The organism is Cupriavidus sp. GW821-FHT02F09, from assembly GCF_059421605.1.
In genome coordinates, this window is sequence record NZ_JBWKVH010000012.1 from 131,211 (window position 1) to 157,463 (window position 26,253).

At 65.7% G+C, this 26,253-nt stretch carries 25 protein-coding genes; 4 read left to right on the top strand and 21 right to left on the bottom strand.

Annotated features, from left to right (window positions below; translation table 11 throughout):
* Positions 1-88 precede the first annotated feature (88 nt).
* On the top strand, positions 89-310 hold the full coding sequence (locus tag AC07XB_RS16195) for a hypothetical protein (RefSeq protein ID WP_416051513.1): 222 nt from the start codon (positions 89-91) through the stop codon (positions 308-310).
* Positions 311-543: 233 nt separating this feature from the next.
* Here the strand turns inward: AC07XB_RS16195 and AC07XB_RS16200 are convergent, their stop codons facing one another.
* From AC07XB_RS16200 to AC07XB_RS16230, 7 genes are all read right to left on the bottom strand, one after another.
* Entirely contained in the window at positions 544-1,563 is a 1,020-nt protein-coding gene (locus AC07XB_RS16200; protein ID WP_150993157.1) for a Bug family tripartite tricarboxylate transporter substrate binding protein, read from the bottom strand.
* A 125-nt stretch (positions 1,564-1,688) separates the two neighbouring features.
* Positions 1,689-2,420, bottom strand: a complete 732-nt coding sequence (locus tag AC07XB_RS16205) for an SDR family NAD(P)-dependent oxidoreductase (protein WP_043357057.1) — start codon at positions 2,418-2,420, stop codon at positions 1,689-1,691.
* A gap of 223 nt (positions 2,421-2,643) precedes the next feature.
* Complete coding sequence (pcaF, locus tag AC07XB_RS16210) at positions 2,644-3,846, bottom strand: 3-oxoadipyl-CoA thiolase (protein ID WP_174424128.1); 1,203 nt, start codon at positions 3,844-3,846, stop codon at positions 2,644-2,646.
* A gap of 98 nt (positions 3,847-3,944) precedes the next feature.
* The gene (locus tag AC07XB_RS16215; protein ID WP_492371328.1) at positions 3,945-4,592 is read right to left on the bottom strand and encodes a 3-oxoacid CoA-transferase subunit B; all 648 of its coding nucleotides are present in this window, start codon (positions 4,590-4,592) and stop codon (positions 3,945-3,947) included.
* Between the two features lie 20 nt (positions 4,593-4,612).
* Positions 4,613-5,296 (bottom strand): 3-oxoacid CoA-transferase subunit A, encoded by a 684-nt coding sequence (locus AC07XB_RS16220; RefSeq protein WP_043357062.1) that lies wholly within the window; start codon positions 5,294-5,296, stop codon positions 4,613-4,615.
* 396 nt (positions 5,297-5,692) lie between these two features.
* On the bottom strand, positions 5,693-8,770 hold the full coding sequence (locus tag AC07XB_RS16225) for an AAA family ATPase (protein WP_492830741.1): 3,078 nt from the start codon (positions 8,768-8,770) through the stop codon (positions 5,693-5,695).
* Positions 8,767-9,912 carry an exonuclease SbcCD subunit D gene (locus AC07XB_RS16230; protein ID WP_492371326.1) on the bottom strand — a complete coding sequence of 382 codons (1,146 nt, stop codon included), beginning with the start codon at positions 9,910-9,912 and terminating at the stop codon, positions 8,767-8,769. The genes AC07XB_RS16225 and AC07XB_RS16230 overlap by 4 nt, the downstream gene beginning before the upstream one ends.
* Positions 9,913-10,123: 211 nt before the next feature.
* On the opposite strand from AC07XB_RS16230, the gene AC07XB_RS16235 reads away from it, so the two are divergent.
* Positions 10,124-10,468 carry a NirD/YgiW/YdeI family stress tolerance protein gene (locus AC07XB_RS16235; RefSeq protein ID WP_492371325.1) on the top strand — a complete coding sequence of 115 codons (345 nt, stop codon included), beginning with the start codon at positions 10,124-10,126 and terminating at the stop codon, positions 10,466-10,468.
* A gap of 121 nt (positions 10,469-10,589) precedes the next feature.
* On the opposite strand, the gene AC07XB_RS16240 is transcribed toward AC07XB_RS16235, so the two are convergent.
* The gene (locus AC07XB_RS16240; protein WP_492809600.1) at positions 10,590-11,579 is read right to left on the bottom strand and encodes a Bug family tripartite tricarboxylate transporter substrate binding protein; all 990 of its coding nucleotides are present in this window, start codon (positions 11,577-11,579) and stop codon (positions 10,590-10,592) included.
* Positions 11,580-11,979: 400 nt separating this feature from the next.
* Here AC07XB_RS16240 and AC07XB_RS16245 point away from each other — a divergent pair, with 400 nt between their 5' ends.
* The gene (locus tag AC07XB_RS16245) at positions 11,980-12,837 is read left to right on the top strand and encodes a helix-turn-helix domain-containing protein (protein WP_492809598.1); all 858 of its coding nucleotides are present in this window, start codon (positions 11,980-11,982) and stop codon (positions 12,835-12,837) included.
* A gap of 72 nt (positions 12,838-12,909) precedes the next feature.
* Complete coding sequence (locus AC07XB_RS16250) at positions 12,910-13,236, top strand: hypothetical protein (protein WP_150991512.1); 327 nt, start codon at positions 12,910-12,912, stop codon at positions 13,234-13,236.
* A 33-nt stretch (positions 13,237-13,269) separates the two neighbouring features.
* On the opposite strand, the gene AC07XB_RS16255 is transcribed toward AC07XB_RS16250, so the two are convergent.
* From AC07XB_RS16255 to AC07XB_RS16315, 13 genes are all read right to left on the bottom strand, one after another.
* Positions 13,270-14,640, bottom strand: coding sequence for a sigma 54-interacting transcriptional regulator (locus tag AC07XB_RS16255; RefSeq protein WP_492830742.1), 1,371 nt, complete (start codon positions 14,638-14,640; stop codon positions 13,270-13,272).
* Between the two features lie 38 nt (positions 14,641-14,678).
* The gene (locus AC07XB_RS16260; RefSeq protein WP_492830743.1) at positions 14,679-16,343 is read right to left on the bottom strand and encodes a TadG family pilus assembly protein; all 1,665 of its coding nucleotides are present in this window, start codon (positions 16,341-16,343) and stop codon (positions 14,679-14,681) included.
* Positions 16,344-16,402: 59 nt separating this feature from the next.
* The gene (locus AC07XB_RS16265; RefSeq protein WP_492809593.1) at positions 16,403-16,759 is read right to left on the bottom strand and encodes a DUF3613 domain-containing protein; all 357 of its coding nucleotides are present in this window, start codon (positions 16,757-16,759) and stop codon (positions 16,403-16,405) included.
* 77 nt (positions 16,760-16,836) lie between these two features.
* On the bottom strand, positions 16,837-17,727 hold the full coding sequence (locus AC07XB_RS16270) for a pilus assembly protein TadD (protein ID WP_492371321.1): 891 nt from the start codon (positions 17,725-17,727) through the stop codon (positions 16,837-16,839).
* Positions 17,724-18,746, bottom strand: a complete 1,023-nt coding sequence (locus AC07XB_RS16275) for a type II secretion system F family protein (RefSeq protein ID WP_492371320.1) — start codon at positions 18,744-18,746, stop codon at positions 17,724-17,726. Before AC07XB_RS16275 ends, AC07XB_RS16270 begins: the two co-directional genes overlap by 4 nt.
* Before the next feature lie 12 nt (positions 18,747-18,758).
* Positions 18,759-19,685, bottom strand: coding sequence for a type II secretion system F family protein (locus AC07XB_RS16280; RefSeq protein ID WP_492830744.1), 927 nt, complete (start codon positions 19,683-19,685; stop codon positions 18,759-18,761).
* The gene (locus AC07XB_RS16285) at positions 19,678-20,994 is read right to left on the bottom strand and encodes a TadA family conjugal transfer-associated ATPase (RefSeq protein WP_492830745.1); all 1,317 of its coding nucleotides are present in this window, start codon (positions 20,992-20,994) and stop codon (positions 19,678-19,680) included. The genes AC07XB_RS16280 and AC07XB_RS16285 overlap by 8 nt, the downstream gene beginning before the upstream one ends.
* 1 nt (position 20,995) lies before the next feature.
* Complete coding sequence (locus tag AC07XB_RS16290) at positions 20,996-22,213, bottom strand: CpaE/TadZ family protein (RefSeq protein WP_492371421.1); 1,218 nt, start codon at positions 22,211-22,213, stop codon at positions 20,996-20,998.
* A 38-nt stretch (positions 22,214-22,251) separates the two neighbouring features.
* Positions 22,252-23,613 (bottom strand): type II and III secretion system protein family protein, encoded by a 1,362-nt coding sequence (locus AC07XB_RS16295; protein WP_492809584.1) that lies wholly within the window; start codon positions 23,611-23,613, stop codon positions 22,252-22,254.
* A gap of 97 nt (positions 23,614-23,710) precedes the next feature.
* Entirely contained in the window at positions 23,711-24,682 is a 972-nt protein-coding gene (gene cpaB / locus AC07XB_RS16300) for a Flp pilus assembly protein CpaB (protein WP_492830746.1), read from the bottom strand.
* Positions 24,683-24,764: 82 nt separating this feature from the next.
* A complete protein-coding gene (locus AC07XB_RS16305) occupies positions 24,765-25,229 on the bottom strand; it encodes a TadE/TadG family type IV pilus assembly protein (RefSeq protein WP_043357084.1) in 465 nt (154 codons plus the stop codon).
* 87 nt (positions 25,230-25,316) lie between these two features.
* Entirely contained in the window at positions 25,317-25,802 is a 486-nt protein-coding gene (locus tag AC07XB_RS16310; protein WP_492830747.1) for an A24 family peptidase, read from the bottom strand.
* 21 nt (positions 25,803-25,823) lie between these two features.
* Positions 25,824-26,003, bottom strand: a complete 180-nt coding sequence (locus AC07XB_RS16315) for a Flp family type IVb pilin (protein WP_492830748.1) — start codon at positions 26,001-26,003, stop codon at positions 25,824-25,826.
* Positions 26,004-26,253: the final 250 nt, after the last annotated feature.

Genomic DNA, 26,253 nt, shown 5'->3' on the forward strand with positions numbered 1-26,253 from the left:
ATACATTTGCAGACATAGTCATTCCGCATGCCTGTTGCCGGTTCTCGGCCACGGCACAGCCATGCCAGTCATTCACCAGGAGTGGTCCATGCCAGGACGAACAGATTTCGCCGAAGACCGGGATGTCCCGTGGGAGGCCGATGGGCCCCAAGCCGCCAGCCAGCCCGCGTCGGCTACAACGATGCCCGTGTACTACCGCCTGCCGGATACGCCGGACGGGCACCATATCAAGGAGTACGCCAGCGGCTTGCGTCAGCTGGTGCGTTTTGTGGGCGTGGAAGAACAGGTTGTCAAGTACAGCCTGGCCTGACGGCTGATGCGCCGCGTGCGCCGTGCACCGTCTCCTGCCAATGTTTCCCCCCTGTCTCCTCCTGCCCTGTGTGTGGGCCAGGATTGGGCCCGCAACCTACCGCGGGCTTTTTTCTGCCCTGAGCGCGTCCACACATCAAGCGCACGTAAAAAGGCCGACCCCGAAGGGCCGGCCTTTTTACTGTCATCGGCCCGGGCCAGAAGTCCGGGCCGGGGCAACCGTGCGGGGATCGATCAGTCCACCGTGGCGCCCGAAGCCTTCACCACCTTGGCCCACTTGGCGGTCTCGGTCTTCATGAAAGCGGCCAGTTCGGCCGGCTTCTCGGGATGCGGCTCCGCGCCCTGGTCGGCCATCTGCTTCTTCACTTCCGGCATGGCCAGGATCTTCACCACTTCCGCATTCAAGCGATCGACGATCGGCTGCGGCGTGCCGCCGGTGGCGTACAACGCGAACCAGGAAGTCGCTTCATAGCCCGGCACGCCGGATTCGGCCACGGTCGGCACGTTCGGCAGTGCCGGCGAGCGCTTGGCCGAGGTCACGGCGATAGCGCGCAGCTTGCCGGCCTTCACGTGCGGGTACGACGACGGCATGTTGTCGAACATCAGGCCGATCTGGTTACCCAGCAGGTCGTTGACCGCCGGGGCGCTGCCCTTGTACGGGATGTGCTGGATATGCAGGCCGGTCATCGAGTTGAACAACTCGCCCGACAGGTGCATCGACGAGCCGCTGCCCGACGAACCGTACGACAGCTTGTCCGGGTTGGCCTTGACGTAGGCGATCAGTTCCTTGACGTTGTTGACCGGCACCTTGGGGTTCACCACCACGATGTTCGGCACCATCGCCACGCGCGAGATCGGCGCGAAATCCTTGACCGGATCGAACGGCAGCTTGGAGTAAAGCGACTGGTTGATGGCATGGGTACCGATGGTGCCCATGAACAGGGTGTAGCCATCGCCCGGAGCCTTGGCCGCGATCGATGCGCCGATGTTGCCGCCCGCGCCCGGACGGTTGTCGATCACCACCGGCTGGCCGAGCGCCTTGCCCAGTTGCAGGCCGACGATGCGCGCCAGGATGTCGGTGGTGCCGCCGGCCGAGAACGGCACGATCATGGTGATCGGCTTGGTCGGATAGTTGCCTTGCGCGTAGGCTGCGCTGGTCATGCCGCCGAAGGTGGCGGCCAATGCCACACCGGCAGCCAGCAGGCGACGGCGCGCGCTGTTGTGCGGGGTGCGAGCTTGGGAATGGGATTTCATGTTTGCTCCAGGATAAATCGCTGTAAGCCCGCGCTTGTGGCGCGGGTCATCTTTTTTAGTTTTCTACGGACTAAATGCTGCGGCGTGATGACGGGTGCGCGTTTTGCACCGGTCACGCCGCGGGACTACACGGGTGCGACGCCGAGGGTGGTGCCACCGCACACATAAAGCACCTGGCCGGTCACGAAGCCGTTCTCCGGCGACAGGAAGAACATCGAGGCGCGAGCCACGTCTTCCGGGGTGCCCATGCGCTTGACCGCGATGCTGGCGAGGATCCGCTTGGTCTGCTCGCTGCCTTCGGGGTTGCTCTTGCGGAACAGGTCGGTCGCAATCGGGCCAGGCGCCACGGCATTGACCGTGATGCCGTCGCCGCCGAGTTCCATCGCGAGCGTGCGGGTCATGCCGATCAGGCCGGCCTTGGTGGCGGAATACACCACGCGTTCCGGCTTGCCCAGCGCCGCGCGCGAGGCCATGTTCACGATGCGGCCAAAGCGTGCCGCGCGCATGGCGGGCAGGCAGGCCTGGGTCAGCAGCAGGGTGGCTTGCAGATGCAGGCCAACCACATAGTCCAGGTCTTCGACGCGCGCCGTGTCGGCCGTGCCGGGGCGGGTGGCGCCGGCATTATTGACCAGCCGGGTCACGGCAAAGCGCGAGGTCACCTGCTCGGCCGCGGCGCGGGTCGCGTCGGCATTGGTCAGGTCGGCCTGGACAAACGTCATGTTGGGATGGGACCAGGCGGGGGCGACATAGTCGACATTGACCACCTGGGTCACGCCATCGGCCAGCAGCATTTCGCTGATGGCGCGGCCGATACCGGAACTGGCGCCGGTAACGAGCGTGGCAACGGGAAGGGACATCACATACTCCGACCGGCAAGGGGCACCGGGTCATGCTGAAGAGGATGCGACGAGAGCCGGCGAGCCAGTCGGCCCTGTCGCGCTGCTTCTTTGCGTTGGGAAACTTCATCAGCCTGCACATCCACCGGGTACTAACGGCAGCCGCGCGGCAATCTTTAGCGCACGGCGCCCGCGAGCCGAAACCCGCGGGCGCCCAGGCGTCAAACGGTCAGGCAGCTGACGATCAGACCCGCTCGATCACCATAGCGATGCCCTGGCCCACGCCGATGCACATCGTGCACAGCGCGTAGCGGCCGCCGGTGCGGTGCAGCTGGTACATGGCGGTGGTAACCAGGCGGGCGCCGCTCATGCCGAGCGGGTGGCCCAGCGCGATCGCGCCGCCATTCGGGTTGACGCGTGCGTCGTCGTCGGCCACGCCGAGTTCGCGCAGCACGGCCAGGCCTTGCGCGGCGAACGCTTCGTTCAGCTCGATCACGTCCATCTGGTCGATGGTCATGCCGAGTTGCTTGAGCAGCTTTTGCGAAGCCGGTGCCGGGCCAATGCCCATCACGCGCGGCGCCACACCGGCGGTTGCCATGCCGACGATGCGAGCCTTGGGCGTCAGGCCGTGCTGGCGGGCCGCGGCTTCGCTGGCGAGCAGGATGGCGCAGGCGCCGTCATTCACGCCCGAAGCGTTGCCGGCGGTCACGGTGCCATCGGCGCGAACCACGCCGCGCAGCTTGCCCAGCGCTTCCATGCTGGTGGCACGCGGGTGTTCGTCGCGGTCCACAACCAGCGGATCGCCCTTCTTCTGGGCGATCGTCACCGCGGTGATTTCCTGCGCCAGCGTGCCATCGGCTTGCGCGCGCGATGCCTTTTCCTGGCTGCGCAGGGCCATCAAGTCCTGGTCTTCGCGGCTGATCTTGTAGTCGGTGGCAACGTTCTCGGCGGTCTCGGGCATCGAGTCCACGCCGTAAGCCGCGCGCATCGCCGGGTTGATGAAGCGCCAGCCGATGGTGGTGTCGAAAATCTGCGCATCGCGCGAGAAGGCGCTGGTGGCCTTGCCCATCACGAACGGGGCGCGGCTCATGCTTTCCACGCCACCAGCGAGCATCAGGCCGGCTTCGCCGGACTTGATCGCGCGCGCGGCGGTGCCGGTAGCGTCCATGCCAGAGCCGCACAGGCGGTTGATGGTGGCGCCCGGTACGCTTTGCGGCAGGCCGGCCAGCAGCAGCGACATGCGCGCTACGTTGCGGTTGTCTTCGCCGGCCTGGTTGGCATTGCCGTAGATCACGTCGTCAATGGCGGACCAGTCCAGGTTCGGGTTGCGTGCCATCAGGGCCTTGAGCGGCACCGCGCCCAGGTCGTCCGGGCGAACGCCGGACAGGCTGCCGCCGTAGCGGCCGATGGGGGTACGGATGGCGTCGCAGATGAAGGCTTCGGTCATGGTTGTCTCTCTCTTGCTTGTTCGTGATCGTGAAAACGGGAGGCTTGCAAGCGTGCTCGCCGGGGCTCGCCCCGCCGGTCAGGCCAACACTCAGGCACTCAGGCAGAAGCGCCCTGCTTGAGCGGCACGCCGGTCAGGCGTTGCAGTTCGTCGAAGGACAGGCCTTCAACCAGGTCGCGCGCCACCAGCCCGTCGGACGTGACGTCGATGGTCGCCAGATCGGTATAGATGCGCGTGACGCAGGTCATGCCGGTCAGCGGATACGTGCATTCCGCCACGATCTTGCTCTCGCCCTGCTTGGTCTGGTGTTCCATCATCACGAACACCTCCTTGGCGCCGATCGCCAGGTCCATCGCGCCGCCCACGGCGGGGATCGCGCCCGGCGCGCCGGTATGCCAGTTGGCCAGGTCGCCCTTCACCGAGACCTGGAAAGCCCCCAGCACGCAAAAGTCGAGGTGGCCGCCGCGCATCATGGCGAAGGAATCGGCATGGTGGAAATACGAGCCGCCCGGCTTGATCGTGACCGGCTGCTTGCCGGCGTTGATCAGGTCGCCGTCTTCTTCGCCGGCGGGGGGTGCCTTGCCCATGCCGAGCAGGCCGTTCTCGCTGTGCAGCAGGATTTCACGGTCGGCTGGCAGGTGATTGCCAACCAGGGTGGGCAGGCCGATGCCGAGATTGACCACGGCACCGTCGGGAATGTCTTTGGCCACGCGGGCGGCCATCTGATCGCGGGTCAGGCGTTGCATATTCTGAATCTCCTTGGCGCTCAGGCAGCGGCCTGGCTGGCGCCGTCGACCTTGACGACGCGCTTGACGAACAACCCCGGGGTCACGATGTGTTCCGGGTCCAGCTCGCCGAGTTCGACGATCTCGCTGACCTGCACGATGGGGCATTTGGCGGCCATCGCCATGATGGGGCCAAAGTTGCGCGCGGTCTTGCGGTAGGTCAGGTTGCCCCAGCGGTCGGCGCGCAGCGCCTTGATCAGGGCGAAGTCGGCATGGATGGGCGTCTCGTAGACGTAGCCCTGGCCGTCGATAATGCGGGTTTCCTTGCCCTCGGCCAGCGGCGTGCCATAGGCGGTGCGGGTGAAGAAGCCGCCGATGCCGGCGCCGGCGGCGCGGATGCGCTCGGCCAGGTTGCCCTGCGGCACCAGTTCCAGCTCAATCTTGCCAGCGTGGTAGAGCGAATCGAAGACGTAGGAGTCGGCCTGGCGCGGGAAAGAGCAAATGATCTTGCGCACGCGCTCTGTCTTGAGCAGCGCAGCCAGCCCGGTGTCGCCATTGCCGGCGTTGTTGTTGACGATGGTGAGGTCGCGGGCGCCCTGCGCGATGAGGGCATCGATGAGCTCCGCCGGCATGCCTGCCATGCCGAAGCCGCCGATCAGGATGGTGGCGCCGTCCTGGATATCGGCCATGGCCGATTCCACCGAGTCGAATAGCTTGTTGATCACTTGCGTTCCAGTTCCGAGAGTCCGGACGAACTATCCGGAACCGGCCGCCAAGGAGGGAAACCAGGCGGCGCGCAAACGCTGTCTCCGGACAGTCCTGCCGGAAGAGCCATCCGGCTTGGGCGCCCTCCGCTTGCAAAAGGCGCACCGCCGGAAACGAATCCAACAGACTTTGGTTTTTCTTATTATTGTGGTTTGTTCTAATTGCGAACTTCAATTCGCAGAATGAACAGGTTACACCCCCTGTCCGCGGGTGGTCAAGGCGCCGGCAAATCGCTTGTGCGTTAGCCGGCCACGACCGTAGGGCAGTTGAAAGCTAGCTTGCCAACGGGGCCACGGCGGCCCGGAACATCGGACAGCTTACGCTCTTCAGGCCCCGCTGAGGTGGCGCCCGGGCCGCTACGGCAATTGCAGCTCCGCTCGGCTGCCGCCGGCCCCGGCCCGGATCTCCAGCCGCACATCGATGCGCTCGCGCAGCTCGGCCACGTGGGAAATGATGCCCACCAGCCGTCCGGCATGCTGCAGGTCGATCAGGGTGCGGATGGCAAAGTCCAGGCTCTCGGGATCGAGCGTGCCGAAGCCCTCGTCGACAAACAAGGTATCGAGCTGGATCCCGCCCGCGCGCGACTGCACCACATCGGCCAGCCCCAGCGCGAGCGAGAGCGAGGCCAGAAAGCCCTCGCCTCCGGACAAGGTATTGGCCGGGCGCGCCATGCCAGTGTCGTGGTCGAACACCTCCAGGTCGAGGCCGCCGGCGGTGCGCTGGTCGCCCTGCTGGCGCACGCGCTGCAGCTCATACCGGTTGCGGCTCATGCGCATCAGCCGCAGCGAGGCCGCTTCCAGCACCTCGTCGAGCAAGGTGGCCAGCACGAAGCGCTGGAATGTCATGCGGCGCGGATTGTTGCCGTTGGCCACTTCGGCCAGGCGGCCGAGCACCGCGTAGCTGCGCTCGATGTCCGCGCCCTTGCTGGCCAGGGCATCCAGCCGCTGCTGGCATTGCAGCAGGTTCTCGCGGCTGCGGTGCAGGTCGGCCTGCTGCCGGACCAGCGCCTCGAGCGCGCCGGCGGCGTCCGCCTGGGCCTGGCGCAGGGCGGCAAGATCCGGCGGGGCAAGGTCGCGCGCGGCAATGGCGGCGCGCTCGCGGCGATCGCCGGCAGCGGCCAGGTCGAGGTCGAAGCGATTGACCTGGGCTTCGGCCTGCTCCATCTGCGCACCCGGCATCCGCGCCTCGGCATAGGCCTGGCGAGTGACAAAGCCGGCTTGCTCCAGCGCGCTCGCGAATGCGGCGCCCGCCTGCGTCTCCCGCTTTGCGTGGGTAGCGAGGCTCGCTTGCGCGGCGGCTTGCGCGGCCAGCGCTGCCGCCAGCCCCACGCCGGCCTGCTTGTCGGCGGCCTGCGCGGCGGCCAGTGCGGCTTCGCGCGCGGCAAGGTCCCGGCGTGCCTGTGCTAGCGCCGCTGTCAGCCGCTCCGGCTCGCGCCGGTCCGGCGGCACCTGCGTGCTGGCGGCCTGCCACTCGCCCTGGAGCTTGGCGTGACGCTGGCCTGCATCCTGCACAGCGGCGTCGGCAGCGCGAATGGCCGCCTCGGCTGCCGTGAGAGCGGCTTGCTGCCGCTCAACTTCCGCGGCCAGCGGCTGGCAGCGGCCGGCGGCCGCCTCTGCCGCCTGTTGCTGCTGGCGCAGCGCCTGGACGGCGCCGGCAAGCTGCTGCCTGGCCGCCGCCGGGTCTTGCGCGGCGCCGTCGGGCATGCCCACCGTTCCCGCCGCTTCGCGCAGTTCATCCAGTTGTTCCTGCCGGTGCGTGGCTGCCAGCAACGCGCCCTGCGCACGGCTGGCCGCGCCCTGCGCCGCCTGGTCGGCAAGCCGTGCGGCCTCGCGGGCCAGGTCCAGTGCCTCGTCGGAGACCAGTGCATCGACGTGCTGCGCCAGTTGCGGGTGCGCGGTGCTCCCGCAGACAGCGCACGCCTGGCCATCCTGCAAGCCGGCAGCCAGCCGCGCGGCTTGCCCGGCCCGCCAGGCCTGCTCCGTCTCGCGCAGGCGCAGCAGGCTCGCTGCCTGCTGTGTGGCGGCTTGCTGCGCAGCGAGCTGGTCGGCATCGGCCTGGCGGTGCGCTTGCTCGCACTGCACCAGCGTGGCGGCGTATTTGTCGAGCGTGGTTGCCTGCTGCGCCAGGCCGGCCAGCTTGAGCTGGATCGTCTCCAGCCCGCGCGCGCCTTCCTGCGCCTGGGCCAGGCCGGCCTCGGCCTGGCGCAACGTGGCGGTGACTTGCTGCTGCGCCTGCAGCGCCCCGGCATGGGCCGCACCCGCTTGCGCCTGCTGGCGGGCGGCGGCCTGCAACTCTTGCTGCAGCACGCCGAGCCGCTGCGCCTGCGGCAACATGGCCTCCAGCTCCGTCACTTGTTTTTGCGCCGTCTGGCGCTCGCCGGCACGGGCCACTTCGGCCTCAAGCCCCGCAGCGCCAGTGGCCGAGACAGCGGCGCAATCGGCAGACCGCGCGCTTGCGGCGGCCAGCGCTTGCTGCGCCTGCTGGTGTTCCTGCACGGCCTGCCCCAGATGCTGCTCGAACGGCTGCACCTGCATGGCACGGCGTGCGGACTGCAGGCGCTGGCGCTGCGCCTCCATCTCGGGCCGCTGCGCCATCAGCGCAGCATGGGCCGCCTCGGTATCGCGCTGCTCCCGCAGGCGGGCATCCGTCTGCTCGCCCTGCCTGGTTGCCAATGTGGCCACCTCCAGCGCGGTGCGCGCGGCCACCTCGCGCTGCTGCAGTTCGGCCAGCTGGGCCTGCAACCCTGCAGCCTGCTCCCGCAGCGCGTCCACGGATTCCAATTGATACTGCTGCAGCAACGCCGTCTGCTCGATGCGCAGGCGCTCGGCTTCCTGGCGAATGCCGGCCGCCTGCCCCTTGAGCAGTTCCTCCACGCGCCGGTACAGCTCGGTGCGGAACAGCCGCTCGAGGATGGCCTGGCGGCTCTTGGAATCCGCCGTGAGCAATTCGCGAAAGCGCCCCTGCGGCAGCACGATCACCTGGCGGAACTGGCTGCTGTCAAAGCCCAGCAGGTTGCGCACGAAGTCATCGACCTTGTTGGGCTGGCTCGCCTTGCTGGTCCAGCCCGCGTCGCCCATGACATCAAGCTGGGCCTTGGGCGTTTCCTTGACGGTGCCCTCGCCGCGCAGCTTGGGCCGCTCCTGCGCGGGCGAACGCGTGGCCATGTAGCGCTGGCCACCCAAGCTGAACTCGAACGTCACCTCCGTGCGCAAGGCCGGATCGGCGTTGGCGCTGCGCATGTCCTGCGCGCTGCGCTCGCCGCCAGAGGTGTCGCCGTAGAGCGCAAAGCAGATCGCGTCGAGCAAGGTGGTCTTGCCCGCGCCGGTGGGGCCGTGGATCAGGAAGAATGCCCGCTCCCCGAGCCGGGTGAAGTCGATTTCCTCGCTGGCGGCAAATGGGCCGAAGGCTTGCAGCTTCAGGCGCAGCGGTCTCATGCGGACTCCCGGTCTGCGCGGGCAATGCCCTCGAGCACCTGGTCGAGCACGCGGCGCTTATCGTCGTCCAGCTCTTCGTCCGCCACCTCCTTGAAGAAGTTGGCGAACAGTTCGCCGGTATCGAGCTGGCGCAGGCGCTGGCCCGCCGCGCCGGCCTCGCCCGTGCGCGCCAGCACCGCGCGCTCGATGGCGAGCGCATTGGGATAGGCCTGGCGCAAGCGCGCCATCGGATCGAGCAAGGCGCCGTTGTCGGTCAACACCGCGTGGATGTAGTCATCGCGCCGCGGGTCTGCCGCGCCTTGCGCCAGCAGATCGGCCAGTTGCCCTTCGATGATGCGAAGGTCGCGCCGTGGCGACAGCGCGATCGGCTCGATGCTGACCGCGCCATCGGCCGCCAGTTCGATCAGTGAAACCGACTTGGCATGCGTGACTTCGGACAGCGAGTACTTCAGCAAGGAGCCGGCGTAGTGGATGCGCTGGCTGAAGGTCTGCGGGCGATGCAGGTGGCCAAGCGCGACCAGGTCGAAGCCGTCGAACACGCTGGCGGCAACGGCGCCGCTGCCACCAACCGACAGCGGCCGCTCGGATTCGCTGGCCTCGCCACCGATCACGAAAGCGTGGGCCACCACCACCGAACGCGCCTGCGCCGGATGGCTGGCGCGGATCGCGTCCAGGCGCGCCGCCAACGCCGCCTCGTGCCCGGGCAGTTCCATGTCGAAGGCGTCGCGCACGGTTGCGGGCTCGGCATAGGGCAAGGCGTAGATCCGTACTTCGCCATGGGCATCGGACAAGGTCACGCAAGTGGCATCGCGCTCGGTGATGCCGGCCACGTGCAAACCCTGCGCCGTCAGCAGCCGCGCGCCGAAACCAAGCCGCTGGGCGCTGTCGTGATTGCCCGCGATCATCACCACCGGAATGCCGGCATCCACCACGATGCGGGCCAGCACGTCGTCCAGCAACGCCACGGCCTCGGGCGGCGGCACCGCGCGGTCATACACGTCGCCGGCGATCAGCACCGCATCGGGCCGGCGCTCGCGCACCAGCGCAACGAATTGGTCAAGCACCCAGGCCTGGTCTTCAAGCAGGCTGCGCGCATGGAATACGCGCCCGAGATGCCAGTCGGCAGTGTGAAGAAAACGCAATGTGAATCCCTAGCAGTATGTGGACGGGCCGGAGCGGACCGCGGCGGCAAGCGCCATCATAACGTTGCCCAGCCGCCATTCAGCTTCGGTTCAGCCGGCACGCTCCACAATAGGCGCCGAGTCAGTGCAAAAACACCGCCTCCGGCACAATGGGCTGGCCAGGTTGCCGCCCCCCAGCCGCTATGTTTCAACCAGACCTGAGAGAGAAACCATGAAACGCATCCTGATCGCGGCAGCACTGACGGCTACGGCCGCATTGGCACAAGCGCAGTACGTGGGCCCAACCACGGTTCCAACGACCACCGTCAAGGCGTTGACGGAGCAAGGCAAGGATGACCAGCACGCCGTGCTGCGCGGGCAAATCATCAGCAGCGTGGGCCACGAGCTTTACCAGTTCGACGACGGCACCGGCCAGATCCGGATCAAGATCGACAAGAAGCTGTGGCCTGCCGGAAAGCCGGTGGACGCATCGACCAAAGTGGAACTGCTGGGCGAATACGACAAGGCGCTCTTCGGCGACTCCAAGTTCAAGGTCAAGCAGATCCGCATTCTTTAATGCATAGCGCAAAAACGGCGATGGCCGGGCCGTAAGCACCCGGGCATCGCCGCACTGACGTCTGGAAGACTGGAAGACTGGAAGACTGGAAGACTGGAAGCCTGGAAGCCTGGAATCCGGATTATTCCTGGATATTGGCTTCGCTCACGATCTTGCGGTACGACTCGGTTTCCTTGGCGATAAAGCTGCGAAAGGCGACGGCGTCCTTCGCATCGATGTCGACACCCGATTCGGACAGCTTGCTCTTCACTTCCGGCGCGTTGATGGCGCGAGCCAGTGCGTCGGTCAGCTTGTCGGTCACCGCCTTGGGCGTGTTGGCAGGCGCGAACAAGCCAAACCACAGGCGCATGTCCACATTGGCCAGGGCCTTGTTCTCCGCCAGTGCCGGGATATTGGGCGCGGCATGCGAGCGCGTGGCCGAGGTCACGCCAATCGCTTGCAGCTTGCCCGACTTGATCTGCGGCAGCGCCGTCGACAGCACCAGCACGCCCAGTTCGATCTGGTTTGCCATCAGGTCGGCGATGGCCGGCGCGCCGCCCTTGTACGGCACGTGGGTCATATCGACCTTGCTGGCGCCGCGGATCAGCTCTCCCGACAGATGCAGCGGCGTGCCGATGCCCGAGGTGCCATAGTTCACCGGCTTCTTGCTCTTGGCCAGCGCCAGGAAACCCGCCACGCCCTGAATGCCGGAATGCGCGCCGGACACCAGCACCATGGGCTGCGAGCCCACCATGCGCAAGGGCACGAGATCCCGCTGGCCGTCGTACTTGATCTTCGGGTTGGTCAGCTTGGCGATCGAGATTTCGCTGTTGGAACCCAGCAGCAACGTATAGCCGTCGGCCGGCGCATTGATGGTCTTGAGCGCGCCGATGGTGCCGCTGGCGCCCGGCGCATTGTCCACCACCACCGATACACCCAGGTCCTGGCCAAGGCGCTGGCTCAGCACGCGCGCCACCAGGTCGTTGCTGCCGCCGGCGGCGTAGGGCACGACGATGGTGATGGGCCGGTCCGGATAACCGGCGGCCTGGGCAGGCGCTACGGCGAGGGTCAGCGTGGCGGTCGTAACGATGGTGACGGCGGCGGTCAGCGCCGTGGCGAGGGACTTCTTCATCGGATTCCTTTTCTGGCGCCTGAGGCGCTCCTTTGGTGTGGCAAGCGTGATGCGGGAAACCAGCGGATTGCGGGCCTCATGATGCGGATCGCAATATACATGCCATCCAAAAAACTAGCCAAGTCTCGTTTACGAGACTGTACAAGCATTGACGCCATCTTTATGCACCACAACTGAGCACAAAAGGCACATTGATGCACAAAATGCGGCTTATCCAGATCATCCAGCCGTCGTGGGTATATCGTCCGGATGCGCGAATGCCTTGAACGCGGGGAAGTGCGGCGGCATGGCATTCCGACATGTTGCTTCTCTCGCCATCCGGCCACGGCCCATGCTAGGATGGGTCTTGTCTTCTTTTTGAGATTCCCCGAGGATGGACGCTCCGCTCGCTGCCGGCCCAATGGTTGATTTCGTTGAAATCGGCAATCGCCTGCGCGCGTACCGTCTAGGCGCGGGGATGCGCGCGGAAGCCATCGCCGAACAGCTCGGCGTATCGCGGGCCGCGATCTATCGCATGGAGAAGGGCGACATCGTCAAGATCGAGACCCTTGGCCGTCTCGCCCAGTTGCTCGGCACCTCGCTGGCATCCATGCTGGGGGTCGAGTCCGAGTACTACTACTCGGCCGTGGCGTATATCGAGCGCATGCGCCAGCTCGAGCACGGCGCGACGCGCATCCTGGCCCATTTCGAACCAATCTCCTACCTGCTGACCTCGCCCGATTACGCCGGCCACCTGCGCCAGATGCTGGCGGAGAGTCCGCAGCCAGCGCCAGCCGCAACCATCGACGCCCTGCTGGACCTGCTGGAAGAGCGCAAGCAATCGTTCGCGCGCAGCGTGCCGCCCATCACCAGCCTGATCGACCTGCGCTCGCTGGAGCGCTTCGTGCATTTTGGCTTGGTGGGACGGCTGGACCTGCCGCCCGCGGTGCGCATGGAGCGCTCGCTGGCAGCCCGGCGCGAGATCGAACGCGTGATCGACCTGCTGGACGCGCAGCCCATCGGCCTGCAGATCGGCATCGTCGACGGCAGCATGCCCAACGTGACCTTCCAGGTCTTCGAGCGGCCCGGCAAGGCTTATGTGGCCACCAGCCCATTTCGTTTTGGCGAGTTTCCCAACGTGTCCACCGGCATCGCCACCGTGACCGCAGCGCCCGAGGCGGTACGGCTTTACACCACCATGGTCAATGACCTATGGCAACGCGCCTACAAGGGGCGCGATGGCGCCACACTGCTGCGGCGCATGTTGAACAGCGTATGAGCGGGCGCGATCCGCCATGCAGCCATTTTCATTTGATGTACCGAACCCGTTTTCACTAACCGATATTGCGCCATGACGCTTGAAACCACCCTCCAGCAATTCCAGGATTCGCTCCCCGGCACCGACGCTTTCGTGACGGTGAAGAAAGCCACGCGCGAGCTGATCGACACCGACCCCGCACACGCGGCGGCCTACTTCCTGCTGTATGGCTTCGCCCGCTCGTACGTGCTGCTGTACGAGGACCAGGCAGTGACCATGGACTTTGCCGAAGCCGCCAAGCAGGAGCTGCTCGGCTACATGCAAGGCATTGCACGCACGTTGCACGGCGAGAGCGCCGCGCTGCTGGCGGAAATGAACCGCATCGTCAGCGCTTACCAGGGCGGCAAGAAGACGTTCTGAAGCGCAGCGCCCCCGTGCCATGACGGGGACAATTCACGCCGGCTCGGCCTCGTTGTCGGCGATCTGAAACTTGCGCATCTTCTCCCACAGCACCTTGCGGCTGATGCCCAGGCTGGCCGCCGTATCCTGGCGCCGCCAGCTATTGGCATCCAGCGCGGCCACAATACGGCGGCGCTCCTCGGTCTCGCCGCGCCAGTCGGCCGTGCGCTCGCTGCTATCGAACGCACCCGGGCGCAGGCTGCGGAACAAAGGCCGGATCCGCGCCTCGTCCCAATGCCCGGTCTGCTGCACAGTAATACCGATGCGCTCGGCCAGGTTGCGCAACTCGCGCACATTCCCCGTGAAGAACGCCGTGCCCACCGCCCCCTTGAGCCAGTCAGGCACGGGCGGCAATGCGTCCAGGCCTGAGGCCCCAAGCATCTGCTTGAGGAACGACACCAGCAAAGCCACCTTGTCGACGGCGCCCCGCTCCTCCAGGCTGGGCAGCCGCAGCTCGATCACCGCCAGCCGGAAATACAGGTCCGCACGGAAGCGGCCCTGTGACACGGCCTCGCGCAGATCCTTGTTGGTGGCCGCGACCAGGCGGAAATCCAGCTTGACCGGCATGGTCGAGCCCAGCCGGGTCAGCGCGCTCTCCTCCAGCACGCGCAGCAGCTTGACCTGCTGGAACAGCGGCAGGTCGCCGATTTCATCCAGGAACAGCGTGCCGCCGTTGGCCTGCTCGAAGAAGCCGCGGTGCGCGAACATCGCGCCGGTAAACGCGCCCTTGGCATGTCCGAAGAACTGCGACTCGAACAGGCCATCGGGAATCGCCCCGCAATTCACGGCAACGAACGGTCCCTTGCCATAGATGTTGTTGCGCTCGTGAAAGCGCTGCGCGATCCGCTCCTTGCCCGCGCCGGTCTCGCCGTACAGCATCACATTGCTGCCGAAATCCGCGAAGGTCTCCACCTGCGACAGGAACTGCTGCATGGCGAGTGACTCCGCCACCAGGTCCGCCACCGCATTCGCGGGCTCGGCGGCTGCCAGCAACTGCGGCAGCAGCTTGCCGATCTGGTTGCGCAGGTCTGGCCCCGTGAAATCGTCGGCCAGGATATGCGCATACTCCGCGGGAAAGCGCCCCGGATCCGTCTCGCGTCCCGGCGCCGCCACCCACACCACGGGCATGCCGTGGGCCGCCTCCCAGTCCAGCGCGGTGAACTTCGCCGCGCCGATCACCGAGACACTGATGACCGCCACGCACGGCTTGAGCCGCGGCTCCGCGGGCAAGGCCTCCAGCGCGCCGGCGCGGATCACGTCCACGCCAAGCGGCGACAGGAAACGCGACACACGGTCGGCAATATCAGACTTGCCTTCCCATACATATACTTCAAGGCTCTCGTAAGCCCAGCGATCTGTCTTCATCTGTCTTCCGCCGTATAGCGATTAGCCTGCTGCATGGCTCAGAACACCAGCTCGGCGTTGTTGCAGTCGATTCCTTGCATCCAGATGTCGGCGTAGCCTAGCTGGATGCCTAATGCGCCTAGTAGAGGGCCAAGCACGCTGTCCAAAGCAGTGAACAAAGGCGTAAGCAGACCGGCCAGTGGCAACTTGACGCTCAATAAGTCAAGCCAGAGTACCTTGACGGCGACCGTCAGGTTCAGGCTACCCACAACATCGATCAGGACACCCGTCAGTGGTTGGGGCGTCCCGACTCGAGTCGTTGTGCCTGGTGCCATGCTGATAGTCGAACTGTTGACGCCGACCACGCCGGTTCGCGCACTGCCGCTGGCGATGATGCTCACCCCCGTACCGAGAAGACTAATCCCGGTGTCCACCAACGTGACAGGGCCGGACGCGCAGCCACTGCCGGAGGCTGCGGCAAGGCATGCCTTGACCAAGCCTGTGTTCACCCCCAATGTGGCACGGCAATCCGCCTTTGCGGCCGCACACTGAATGCCCTGCAATGAGGCCGTGGCCGCCGCAACCTCAATGTAAAGTGGCACGTTTATGCCGATGCCCACTAGGCTGGCCACGTCAATACTGATTCCGGCATCGAGTCGTAACCCCACCTGCGCCGTATGCGCGGTAGTCTGCCAGACTCCGGGACTCAGCTGCCGCGCCGGCCCAACCGCCATCACAGGTGGCTGCACGACATAGAGCTGGGCGCCGATACTGGTAAGGCCGGGCACGCTAAGATTTGGCAACTTCACCTGGATCGCCGAGTTGCCATTCGCGACCTGCGCCCCGAGCATCAGCAACTGCGCCACATTCAATGCCACGTCAGCCGCTGACGACGCCGCCGGCGCCAGCACGCCCAGGTTCAGCAACTGACCCAGTCCCACGTTGGCCTTGACCCCGCTCAACCCAAGTTGCGTGGGCGGGCTGCCCAGCGCCGCGGACAGCAGCGAATCCTTGCCGGCCGCGCCCAGCACGAGCGCATAGAACTGCTGGATCGACAGCGAGGTCTTCAGCAAGTCGTCAATGGTGCCAACACCCAGCTTCAGGCGCAGTTGGTCGAGCGTGACATTGGCGTTGAGCAAGCCTTGCCAGTCCAAAACGGACAACTGCACCGAGGTTCCCAGCAAACTGCTGAGCACACTGCTACCGGTGTTGACATCCAACAACCCGCTACCCAGCGAAAACGACGCCACCGGCGGGCTCGCATTGGCGATCGCCTCCGCGCGCAACTGGCGCGACGCGCTGCCAGGAATCACGAACAGGATCGGCACGGTCTGGGTCACGACCACCTGCACCGCGTTTGCCGATAGCTTGGTGGTGTCGTAGCCGGCGTTGAAGTGCCGTACGGTGTCGCTCCCAGTGCTGTAAGCCGGATCCCATACGCCCAGGCAGACACGCATGCCATCGGCATCGCTGCTGCCCGCTGCGCTGCAATTGGCGGTCGCCGTGCCGGCGTAGTCATTCTGCGTGCCCGCCGACTGCGTGGCGCTCAGCACATTGGCCGACACGGTGGCGGCGGCCGCGGCTTGCTTGAGCTGCTGCGCGCCGGCCAGTGCGGCCATGTCGGCGATCTTTTGCAACTGGCGCTGCCGGTAGAACACATGGCCGACATCGATCGACACCAGCGAACCGATCGCAACCGTCGCCAGCAGCAGGGCGCCAAGCACGCCGATGGCACCGCGCTGCCCGCGTCGGCGCCCGGCGACGAGAGGCGAGCGGCAGCGAATCATCGGCCTGCCACTCCCTGGCTTGCGCCGCCGGCGCCATTTTTCGATCCCGCCTGGCCCGTGTAGAACTCGGGGATCGGATAGGCAAACGTCGCCATATAGCGCTGGTAGGACAGGGCTGCCTGCTCCCCACGCAACACCTGCAGCTCGCCAGCCTGGGCGCCACTGCGCTGGATCTCGAGGATGCCACGGGTATGCGGGCCAATCTCTTGCCGGGCCGGTCGCGCCAAGGGTGTTGCAGGTGCGTCCGTCTGGGCCTCGGCGGGGAAGGCGCCAAATCCGAGCATGGCGATCGCCAGCGCCAGTCCACTGCGGCGGGCATGGCCACGCAGGCTTCTTGTTCCGGTCTGGTTCATGGAAATCTCCTGGGTTGGTGCCGTCGGCGCGGACAACGGGTATCGGGTATTGCGCGGTTGTGCCATCCAGCGATCTCTCATGGCGTGGCCTGGAGGATATCGGTCAGGCGCTGATGGTTCGGGCCGGGTGTCGCGGCGGCGGCAAGCCGGGCCGATTGTGGCGCGGTCTGCGCCACGGCCTGCTGCGCGGCAACGCGTTCGCGTTGCGTGCTCGCGCGCCGGACCCGCTCTGCTTCCTGCAACACCGCCTTGCGCGTTGCCTCTGGCAGGCCGGCCCGCTGCATCAGCGACGCCGCCTGCTCACGCTTGCCGTCGGCTGCGAGCCAGACCGCCGCGTTGCTCACCACGCGCGGGTTCTTGCCATCGAGTTGCAAGGCCTGCATCACCGGCACGCGCGCCTCGCCCAACGCACCCGTGCGCATCAACGCGTAGCCCAGGTCATTGGCCACCTGCGCGTTGGTGGGATCCGCGCCGGCTGCCAATTGAAACGCTGTCGCGGCAGCGGCAAAGTCGTTCCTGCGACCGGCGATCAGGCCCAGGCCGTGGTAGGCGCGCGCTTGCACCGAAGTGCCGGCCAGGCTGCGATAAGCCTGCTCGGCAGCGGCATCCTGATTGGTCTCGCGCAACGCGTCCGCGCGCATCAGCGTCATCGCCGGCGACGCGCCGAAGCGCTTCTCGTAGACGTCGATATGCGCAAGCGACGCGAAGTACAGGCCCTCTTCCTGCATCTTGCCGATCAGGCCGAGGTAGACCGATTTATCGTCGTAGATGGCCCGGTCCTGCTTGTCGCGCAGCTTGGACAGCTCCACCTGGGCATCGGCCTGATCGCTCATGCGGGTAGCCAGGCTGGTGCCGCAGCCGGATAGCACGGCCAGGGCCAGGGCCGATGCCAGGGTGGTTAAAGAGTGTGCGGGCCAAAGCGATCGATATCTCGTCCTGCTTCCCGAGCGCTTGTCTTGTTTGTTCATTTCGGTCCCCCCGACATATGCGCCAGCATTCTTATCACGCCCAAAAAGCCGGGTCCGGCCGTGATGATCAGCAATACGGGCAGCATGGTCACCACCATGACGGCAGTCATCTTCACGGTCAGCTTCCCCACCTGTTCTTTCATGCGCGCCTTGCGCGATTCCTGCAGGCGCAAGCCGAATTGCCGCAGTGGCTCCTGAACGGCACCGCCAAATCGATCCACCTGGCTAAGCATGGTGATCAGGCTCTTCAGGTCCTCGCTATCGAACAACTTCCCGATGCGCTGGAGCGTCTGGTCGCGCGACCGGCCCGAGGCAAACTGCTGGTTGGCACGCATCAGTTCAGGGCCAAGCACGCGCAGCATGCCGCCGAACTCCGCCACGATCACCTGCAGGCTCTGATCGATCGACAGCCCCACACCCTGCAACAGGCGCAGCATGTCGACCAGCACAGGCAACTCATCCTCCAGGCGCAGCATGCGACTGCTGGCCCGACGCTGCAGCGCCCATTTTGGCGCCAGGAAAAACACCGCGAACGTGACGAAGGCCCACATCGTTGCGCCCATCAGCGATGTGGGCAAACGCCATGCAAAGACCCCTGCCGCCAACGCCGCCGGTAATGACAGGCGCAGTCCTCCAAATATGGCCCGGGCCTTGTCACCGTAAAGGCCACACTGCTCAAGCAATCGCTGCTCTTCCGCTGTCACCACGGCCTTGCCCAAAGGCGACTCAAGCCAGCGCTGGTCAAAGCGCTTGCTAAGCTGGCTGCCCAGCCGCACGCCAATGCGAGCGCCGGCGCTTTGTGCCGCGGCGGCGTTGGCAACATTGGCTGTGCTGGCCGGAGCAGTGGCGGGAGCATCCGGCACGGCGGCAGCCGCGGCAGCCTGCCGCGAGAGCGCAGCGTCGATGGTGCGCTCGGCGCGGTGACGTTGCCGCCATTGCCCCACCAGCGGCAAGGCCAGGGCCGCTAGCCCGATGGCCGCCGCGCATAGGCTCAGCGAGATCAAGGTAGTGCTATCCATGGTCCCTTGTTCCTATACCGACTTGGCCAGCCGATAGAGCATGGCCGCCCCCATCACTTCCAGTATCACGGCAACCAGCAATAGCGTCTTGCCGGCCGGGTCGCGCCACATCATCATGATGTAGGCGGCATTCATCACGAACATCATCCCCGCCACCACCATCGGCAGCAAGCCAAGTACCCAGGCCGACAACCGCGTCTCGGACGACAGCGCATGCAGTTCCTGTTGCGCTTGCTCGCGGTCTCGCATGAAGGCGGCGGTACGCTCCATGACAATGTCCGCGCGACCGCCGTAGCGCACCGCGAGCCGTAGCACGGAAGACAGCAGCATCAGTTCGTCGACCTGGTAGATCCGCGCGACCTGCAAGACCGCCTGATCCAGTTCCTTGCCTGCGCGCTGCAAGTGGATGGCCTGTACCAGGCACTGGCGCAATGGCGCCTCGGTATTGCCGATGGCAGCCTGAAAGGCCGAAGGCACGCTGCTGCCGATGCTCATCATCCGGACTACCGCATCGAGAAACGACGGCAACTGCTGGCGAAGTCTCTGCCCGGTACGACGGGCTCGGTTCCAGAGCATGAAATAAAGGATCACCACCCCGATTGACAGCGCGGCTAATGCAGCCAGCCAGCCGCCCATGGCAACGCCCACGAGCCCCAAGCCGATGATGGAACCACCCCACAACGCATAAGTGCGCCGCGTCGGCGCCAGGTCCGCACGGCGCAGGAAATCCGCCCACTTGCGCCGCAGGTCGTGCTGCTTCTTGCCGGCTTGCGGCTCCGGCGTAGTCGCATAGCGTGCCTTGACCTGCTCGGTCTGCGCTTGCAGGAACGCACGCGCGCTCTCTTCCTGCGCGCGCGCCTTGGCGCTGGACAGCATCAGCAGGCCCAGTCCCAGCAAGACGAGAGCGGCCGCCGCAACGACCAGCGCCGCGCTAGACATCGAAGCGGTCGTCCAGGCCAAAGTTGGTCGGGCGCATGCGCGCCAGCTTGGGCGAATGCGGCAGGATGCCAAGCGAGAGCCAGCGGTCTACCTCGTTGCCGTCGGGGCCGATGAACGGCTCGTGGCGGAACAGCTCCTGGGTCGAGATGATGTTGTCGCCAAGGCCGGTGACTTCCGTGATCGAGAGGATGCGGCGCTTGCCGTTGGAGAGCCGGCCGATCTGCACGATAAAGTCGATGGCATTGGCGATCTGCCGGCGCAGGCTGGCCTCGCTGCCCTGGAAGCCGGCAAAGCCGGCCAGCATCTCCAGTCGGTACAGGCACTCGCGCGGGCTGCTCGAGTGGATGGTGCCCATGGAGCCATCGTGCCCCGTGCTCATGGCCTGCAGCATTTCCAGCACCTCACCGCCGCGCACCTCGCCCACGATGATGCGGTCGGGCCGCATCCGCAGGCTGTTGCGCAGCAGGTCGCGGATCGACACCACGCCCGTGCCTTCGAAGCCGCCAGGGCGGCTCTCCAGCCGCACCACGTGCGGATGGTTGAGCGCCAGTTCCGCCGTGTCCTCGATGGTGATCACGCGCTCGCCGTCGGGCACATAGGTGGCCAGCGCATTGAGCAGCGACGTCTTGCCCGAACTGGTGCCGCCACTGACAAGGATATTGCAGCGGGCCTTTACGGCGGCCTCGAGCAGTTCGTTGACCTCGGGGCTCATGGTGCCCAGGCCTTGCAGGTCCGCGGGCGTCAGCGGGTCCTTGCGGAACTTGCGGATCGACACCACCGGTCCGGCCAGCGCCAGCGGGGGAATCACCACGTTGATGCGCCCGCCATCCGGCAGGCGTGCGTCGACCATGGGATTGGACTCATCCAGCCGCCGGCCGATCGGCGCCAGGATGCGGCGCACGATGCGCAGCAGATGCCCGCTATCGGCAAAGCGCACGGGGATGCGCTCCAGCACGCCATGCCGGGATACGTAGACGTCCAGGTGCCCGTTGACCAGGATGTCTTCCACCGCCGGGTCGTTGAGCAAGTCCTCGATCGGACCGAAGCCCGCCAGCTCCTTGGTCAGCGCCTCGGCGATCTGATGCAGCTCGGCCTCGTTGATGGGGATGCGGCGCAGCCGCATGAAGCTCTCCAGTTCCAGGTCGACAAAGCGGTTGATCGCGGTGCGCGACCAGCGGCCGAACTCCGCGCCCAGCTCCTCAATGCGGGTGAGCAGATGCTCATGGGCCGCCTCCTTGATGTTCTGGAATTCCTGCGAAGCAGGAAAAGGCGCGGCGGAGTTATCGGAGAATTCGATGGCTTGCGACATGTCAGTTCCCAGCCCGCTCAGCGCGTATCACGCGCATGGCGCGTAGCGCTTCGGGCAGTTTTTCTTTTACCCGGCCCAGCAAGCCAGCTTCGCTTGCAGTGCCGGCACGGTATCCCAGCCGATCCACCAACTGGCCAATGGCACGGACATAGGGATCGGCGGGGCTGTCATCGGCCAGCACCACGCCACGGTTGAGCGCCAGCACCAGCGGCTCGCGCCGGTCGGGCAAGGTGCCGACCGAGGGCGCCTCCAGGCGCTGCGCGATCTGCTGGGCGTCCACGCCCAGGCGCGCCTCGAAACGCGAGACCAGCAAGTGCAGGTCCTCGCGCTCCACCTCGCGCTTCTTCAACTCCTGGAGCAACTCCGCAGCCGAGACGATGGCGCCGACGCTCTGGTCCACCACCAACACCACCATGTCGGCGGCCTTGACCAGGTGCGCCATGAAATCGACATTGCTAAAGCCGCCCAGGTCCACCACCTGCAGGTCAAAAAAGGCGCGCAGGCGATTCAGCAGCCCAAGCGCCTCCATGAACGAGATATCCCGCATCTCCGCCAGCGTGGCCGGCAGCGGCAACACGGCCACGCCATTGCCGTGGCGCGCCAGCGCCGTCTGCACGAAAACCTGGTCGAAGCGCCGCAGGTTGCGTACGCCTTCGACAAAGTGAAAGCCGGGACTGATGTTCATATACAACGAGCCGTCGCGCGACGGCAGCCCCAGGTCCATCAACAGCACTTCGCCATGGCTGCGCTTGCGCACCGCTGCCGCGAGGTTGGTAGCCAGCGTTGTGGCACCCACGCCCACGCGCGCGCCAAGCACCGCCACGACCTTGCCCCGGCGCGCCGGCTCCGCGTGGCCGCGCACCGCCAGCAGCCTGCGCACGATCTCGATCGCGCCGGCCGGCGGCGCGGTCATGTCGATGAAATCTTTGGCGCCAGCCCGCAGCGCCGCCAGCATGATGTCCGGCTCGCCCGCGTTGCCCACCGCCACCAGCGGCAGCCCCGGGTACAGCTTCGTCACGTGCTCGGCCAGCCGGCTTGATGCCAGCGCCTGCTCCCGCGAAAAATGCAGGAAGACCATGCCGGGATTGACCGTGGCGATCTGCTCCACAAAGGCATCCTGCGGGCCAGCCTCGACGACCAGCCGGCCCAGGTTGCCGAGCGCGTTGGCCAGCCATTGGCGCGGCTCCGGCTGTGCGGTGTTGAACAGGAAGAAGTCCATCTGACCCTGCCTTGCGCCGTCGTCCTGCTTGCCCAATGTCATTTTGAAAACCCTGGCAGCGTCGGATCGACGTATTCGCCAAGCACATACCGGCCCCACACATTGGGGTTGCCGCTGGTGCGTCCATCCTCGCTGACCGCGGCCACAGCCGCCGCGCCCTTGGCGAGCGGGCGCACCAGGCGCGGCGTGACCACGATCATCAGCTCGCGGTCTTCCTGGTTGAAGTTCAGGTTGCGAAAGAAGGTGCCGATGATCGGCAGGTCGCCGAGCAAAGGCACCTTGTTGACGTTGCTGACCGTGGTGCGGCTGACCAGCCCGCCGATCACAAAGCTCTCGCCATCGCCGAGTTCCACCGTGGTGTCGGCGCGGCGGGTGACAATGGCAGGCACCATGGCACCGTTGATCGATATGCCGCGTGACGGATCGAGATCGCTGGCTTCAGGCGCCACCTTCAAGGCAATGCGATCCTTGGCTAGCACGGTGGGCGTCACGGTCAGGCCAATGCCGAAGGGCTTGAACTGGATGGTGGTCGTGCCGAGTGCCTGCGGCACCGGGATCGGGATCTCCCCGCCGGCAAGAAAGCTCGCGCTCTGCCCGGACAGCGCCACCAGGCTCGGTTCGGCCAGCACCCGCGCCATGCCATTGCTCTCAAGCAGGCTCAGGTTGGCGAAGATCCCGCGCGAGAATGACGCCGCGACAAGATTGAAGGCACTGCTCATCGGCGAGCTGATGTCGGCACTGAGCGAACCCGGCGTGGAGTCCGTTCGCGGTGTGAAAGTGAACTTGTTCAGCGACGACGGGGAGAACGTGCCAAAGGCGAAGCCGCCGTTGTTCCGGTAGAAATTGAACCCCACCTCCTTGAGCACGGTCTTGCTGACCTCGACCACTTTCACGTCGACCTGCACCGTGCTGCTGACCGGAATCGTGGAGCGATCGATCACCACACCACCCTTGCCTTCGGCGGTAGCGGTGGCCGAGCGCGCCGCCAGTTGGGCGCGCAGCGAAGCCTGCGCATCACGCGCCTCGCCGCTGATCAGTGCGCCCCCGCCCGACACTGTCACGTCGGGATCGCCGGACTCGCCTCGCGTCGCATCCACCTGCACCCGGTAGGTTTGCGCGGCTTCGCCACGCGGCCAAACCATCAGCTCGGTAGCGCCCGGCTTCTTGGCCACCACCAGCACGCCGTTGGCACCCGAGCCGCTCTTTAGCAGCAACGCATCCGCCACGGCAGGGTTGCCGATCGCCACGCGTTCCAGTGGCTTGTTCAGACGTAGCTCACGCTGGCTACCCACCACCAGCCTCAGATCACGCACGCCGCCATCGGCCTGCTGCGCCCACGCCGCGGGGACGGTGCAGCAGACGGCCAGGATGGTGGCGGCCCCGGCAAGAATGGATTTCATCAATCGACTATCCAGAAGTAACACTGAAAACACCAATCCAAATGCAATCCGGCGGGCGTGCACGAGGCATGCTTCGACCACGACGGCGTGCCTGGCTTCATTCGATCTCGCGCTTGCCGCCGCGGATCATCTCAACACTGTTTTGCGCGACGCTGCTCGCGCCCGCGCCATGGGCGCGCTGCGCGATGGCTGCAGGTGCCGGGACAGGCGATGGCGCTGCCTTGACAGGAAGCGCTTCACCTCGTGCCCCACCCGCGATCCCTGCCAGCGCAACGCCTGCCATTGCGCGATCGGATGGCGCCAGCGCTGCGGCAGGCGCCCCGCCTTTTGCCTGCGTCTTTGCCTGCATGACCGGTGCGGGATCCTCAAACAAGCCTTCGGTGGGAACATCCGGATCGTCGGGATTGCGCAGGGCCAGCAACAGGCGCCCGGTTTGCTGTGCGATAGCCAGCTTGCCGACGTTGGCCACCGGCACTGCCAGCACGGCGGTCTTCGCGCCTTCGCGGCGCGCCATCATTTGCTCGGGCGGGGGCTTGGCGGCTTCATTGACCGTCCCCGCACCATAGGCCAGCACGCGCAGGCGCGCGAGCAGCATGCGCGCCTGGCTGCCTGCGATCTCCTGGCCATCGCGGCGGAACACCGCGAACACATCGACAAAGTCGCCCGGCTGCACCTGGTTGCCAACGCCAATCACTTCATCGACCGCAACCGCCACCGCGCGCTCGCCCTCTTTCACCTGAGTGGCAAGGCCCGCCAGCAGCTGGTTTTCCAGTACCGGCACGTTCGCGCCGATGCCAACCAGCGGCACCTGGCCTGCCACGCGGGCCACTTCGGTGTAAGCCCCCGCCGGATTGATGGGCAATTGCTCTACCTTGAGCGCGTCGACGGGGACCGGCTTGCCGGCTTCGATCGGCTTCACTGTGATCACCACCGGATACGACTGCATGCTTGCCATTACGGGCTCCGCTGGTTTGGCCGGCGTACGCGCCACGCGCCACGCGAGCAACGCCAGCAACGCGGCAAGGACGAGCAGCGCGATGGCAAGCACGCGGATCTGTTTGCTGGTCATGCGAACTCTCTGGTTTGGATAAATGGAATCTGGCTTAGGCACATGTCGACAAACGGCATCCGCTCGTGGCGTGGGCAGATCCTCATGTGTCAGGTGCCAGTTGCACCGTCGCGCTGCCAGTCAGCGTTGTGGGAATCGGTACCCCGGGTATGACCGGCAAGATCGCGCTTGAGGGAAGGTTCAGCGTTACCGTCACGCATACCGAGCCGCTTGGATTGGCGCAGGAGACAACTTGCGCAATATTGGCGGTGGGAATGACGCTGCTGATTGAGGCAGGCAGCACAGCCAAAGCCGTCGTCGAAGCCGCGCTCACCCGCAAGGCTTGCGTGGCAGCCGCGTTATTGGCCGATGCCCCACTGGGGTAACGCAGGGCTGCACGGGCACCTTCTTCCGCAGCAAGTGTCAGTGTCTGCTGCAGGGCCAGCACGATGCCGAAATAGACAATGCCGATCACGACAGCCAGAAGAACCGGCAGCACGATGGCAAATTCAAGCGCAGCCGTTCCGGACGAGCGCGTCCGCACGGCATGGTTTCCCCGCAATGGCATACTTCACCCGGTTATCTTTTACTTTTTGCGCCGACCGGTGGCGCGGGCGACAGGCGGTTGGCTAACAGCCCCTCGCCCGCGCGGCAGCTACCTTCCCAAAATCATCCAGACCAACAAACCGATCGCAAGGTACGCGGCGTACGGAATGCCGCGCTCCTCCGCTGTATGGCGCACCGCACCGGGGACGCTCATGCCGCCGCCTCGCTGCAGCAAGCTTGCGAAATGGTCTCGCCATACAGCCCAGACCGCGCCAGCTTGCATGCGCACCAGCAAAGCATGCGCAAGCGCCAGCAGGCTGCCGACGACCCATACCGTCACCAGCCCCATGGGGCCAGTGAACAAGCCTGTGACGGCGAAGAACTTGATGTCGCCCGCGCCCATGCGGCCGAGTGCATAAACCGGCAGCATGGCCAGCAGGCCCACCAGAAAGCCGAGCAGCCGGGAAGCCAGCCTAGGCTCGAGAGCCGGCCCGAACGCAAGCGCCACGCCGATTGCCGCGATCGTGGCAACCAGCACGGCATTTGGTACTTTGCGATAAGCGAAATCGGTCCAGATGATTGCCGCGCAGAACAACGCGGCAACTAGGGCTAACACTTAGGTACCAAGAATGCCCTTAACCTTGCCGCTCAAGCCAGTGAACATGCCACTGATGTCGAGGCCCAGTTGGGTGACCGTGCCGATAAGAGCCAGGGAAATGAGTCCTGCAATCAACCCGTACTCGATTGCAGTTGCCCCTTGTTCGTCCCGAAGAAAGCGTGCCAAAGCGTTTTTCATGATGTCACTCCGATTTTAATTTATGTCATCACGCAGCGTCCGCTTACCCCTCCGATACCGCCTCGCTCTTGTGGCCAGGTTAGTACCGAGCGGTAACGCTGGTGAACAATTTATAGATCAAAGCCATGTATCAACCATACCCCCCCTTGGAGTTATAGTTGTCTCAGCATAATGGCTGACGTCCGTTTGAAAACAGTGTTTTTTAAAGAGCAAAAGTTCTACTCGCGTCAAATACCACACCCGTTCGGGT

Excerpts from the sequence above, each read along its gene's own strand:
- AC07XB_RS16215 (WP_492371328.1), bottom strand. The coding sequence starts at position 4,592 with ATGCAACGCCTGACCCGCGATCAGATGGCCGCCCGCGTGGCCAAAGAC.
- AC07XB_RS16255 (WP_492830742.1), bottom strand. The coding sequence starts at position 14,640 with ATGAAGACAGATCGCTGGGCTTACGAGAGCCTTGAAGTATATGTATGG.
- AC07XB_RS16305 (WP_043357084.1), bottom strand. The coding sequence starts at position 25,229 with ATGCCATTGCGGGGAAACCATGCCGTGCGGACGCGCTCGTCCGGAACG.
- AC07XB_RS16240 (WP_492809600.1), bottom strand. The coding sequence starts at position 11,579 with ATGAAGAAGTCCCTCGCCACGGCGCTGACCGCCGCCGTCACCATCGTT.
- AC07XB_RS16290 (WP_492371421.1), bottom strand. The coding sequence starts at position 22,213 with ATGGACTTCTTCCTGTTCAACACCGCACAGCCGGAGCCGCGCCAATGG.
- AC07XB_RS16280 (WP_492830744.1), bottom strand. The coding sequence starts at position 19,685 with ATGTCTAGCGCGGCGCTGGTCGTTGCGGCGGCCGCTCTCGTCTTGCTG.
- AC07XB_RS16270 (WP_492371321.1), bottom strand. The coding sequence starts at position 17,727 with ATGAACAAACAAGACAAGCGCTCGGGAAGCAGGACGAGATATCGATCG.
- AC07XB_RS16235 (WP_492371325.1), top strand. The coding sequence starts at position 10,124 with ATGAAACGCATCCTGATCGCGGCAGCACTGACGGCTACGGCCGCATTG.
- cpaB (WP_492830746.1), bottom strand. The coding sequence starts at position 24,682 with ATGACCAGCAAACAGATCCGCGTGCTTGCCATCGCGCTGCTCGTCCTT.
- AC07XB_RS16245 (WP_492809598.1), top strand. The coding sequence starts at position 11,980 with ATGGTTGATTTCGTTGAAATCGGCAATCGCCTGCGCGCGTACCGTCTA.
- AC07XB_RS16195 (WP_416051513.1), top strand. The coding sequence starts at position 89 with ATGCCAGGACGAACAGATTTCGCCGAAGACCGGGATGTCCCGTGGGAG.
- pcaF (WP_174424128.1), bottom strand. The coding sequence starts at position 3,846 with ATGACCGAAGCCTTCATCTGCGACGCCATCCGTACCCCCATCGGCCGC.
- AC07XB_RS16265 (WP_492809593.1), bottom strand. The coding sequence starts at position 16,759 with ATGAACCAGACCGGAACAAGAAGCCTGCGTGGCCATGCCCGCCGCAGT.
- AC07XB_RS16225 (WP_492830741.1), bottom strand. The coding sequence starts at position 8,770 with ATGAGACCGCTGCGCCTGAAGCTGCAAGCCTTCGGCCCATTTGCCGCC.
- AC07XB_RS16315 (WP_492830748.1), bottom strand. The coding sequence starts at position 26,003 with ATGAAAAACGCTTTGGCACGCTTTCTTCGGGACGAACAAGGGGCAACT.
- AC07XB_RS16250 (WP_150991512.1), top strand. The coding sequence starts at position 12,910 with ATGACGCTTGAAACCACCCTCCAGCAATTCCAGGATTCGCTCCCCGGC.
- AC07XB_RS16205 (WP_043357057.1), bottom strand. The coding sequence starts at position 2,420 with ATGTCCCTTCCCGTTGCCACGCTCGTTACCGGCGCCAGTTCCGGTATC.
- AC07XB_RS16275 (WP_492371320.1), bottom strand. The coding sequence starts at position 18,746 with ATGGATAGCACTACCTTGATCTCGCTGAGCCTATGCGCGGCGGCCATC.
- AC07XB_RS16285 (WP_492830745.1), bottom strand. The coding sequence starts at position 20,994 with ATGTCGCAAGCCATCGAATTCTCCGATAACTCCGCCGCGCCTTTTCCT.
- AC07XB_RS16200 (WP_150993157.1), bottom strand. The coding sequence starts at position 1,563 with ATGAAATCCCATTCCCAAGCTCGCACCCCGCACAACAGCGCGCGCCGT.
- AC07XB_RS16295 (WP_492809584.1), bottom strand. The coding sequence starts at position 23,613 with ATGAAATCCATTCTTGCCGGGGCCGCCACCATCCTGGCCGTCTGCTGC.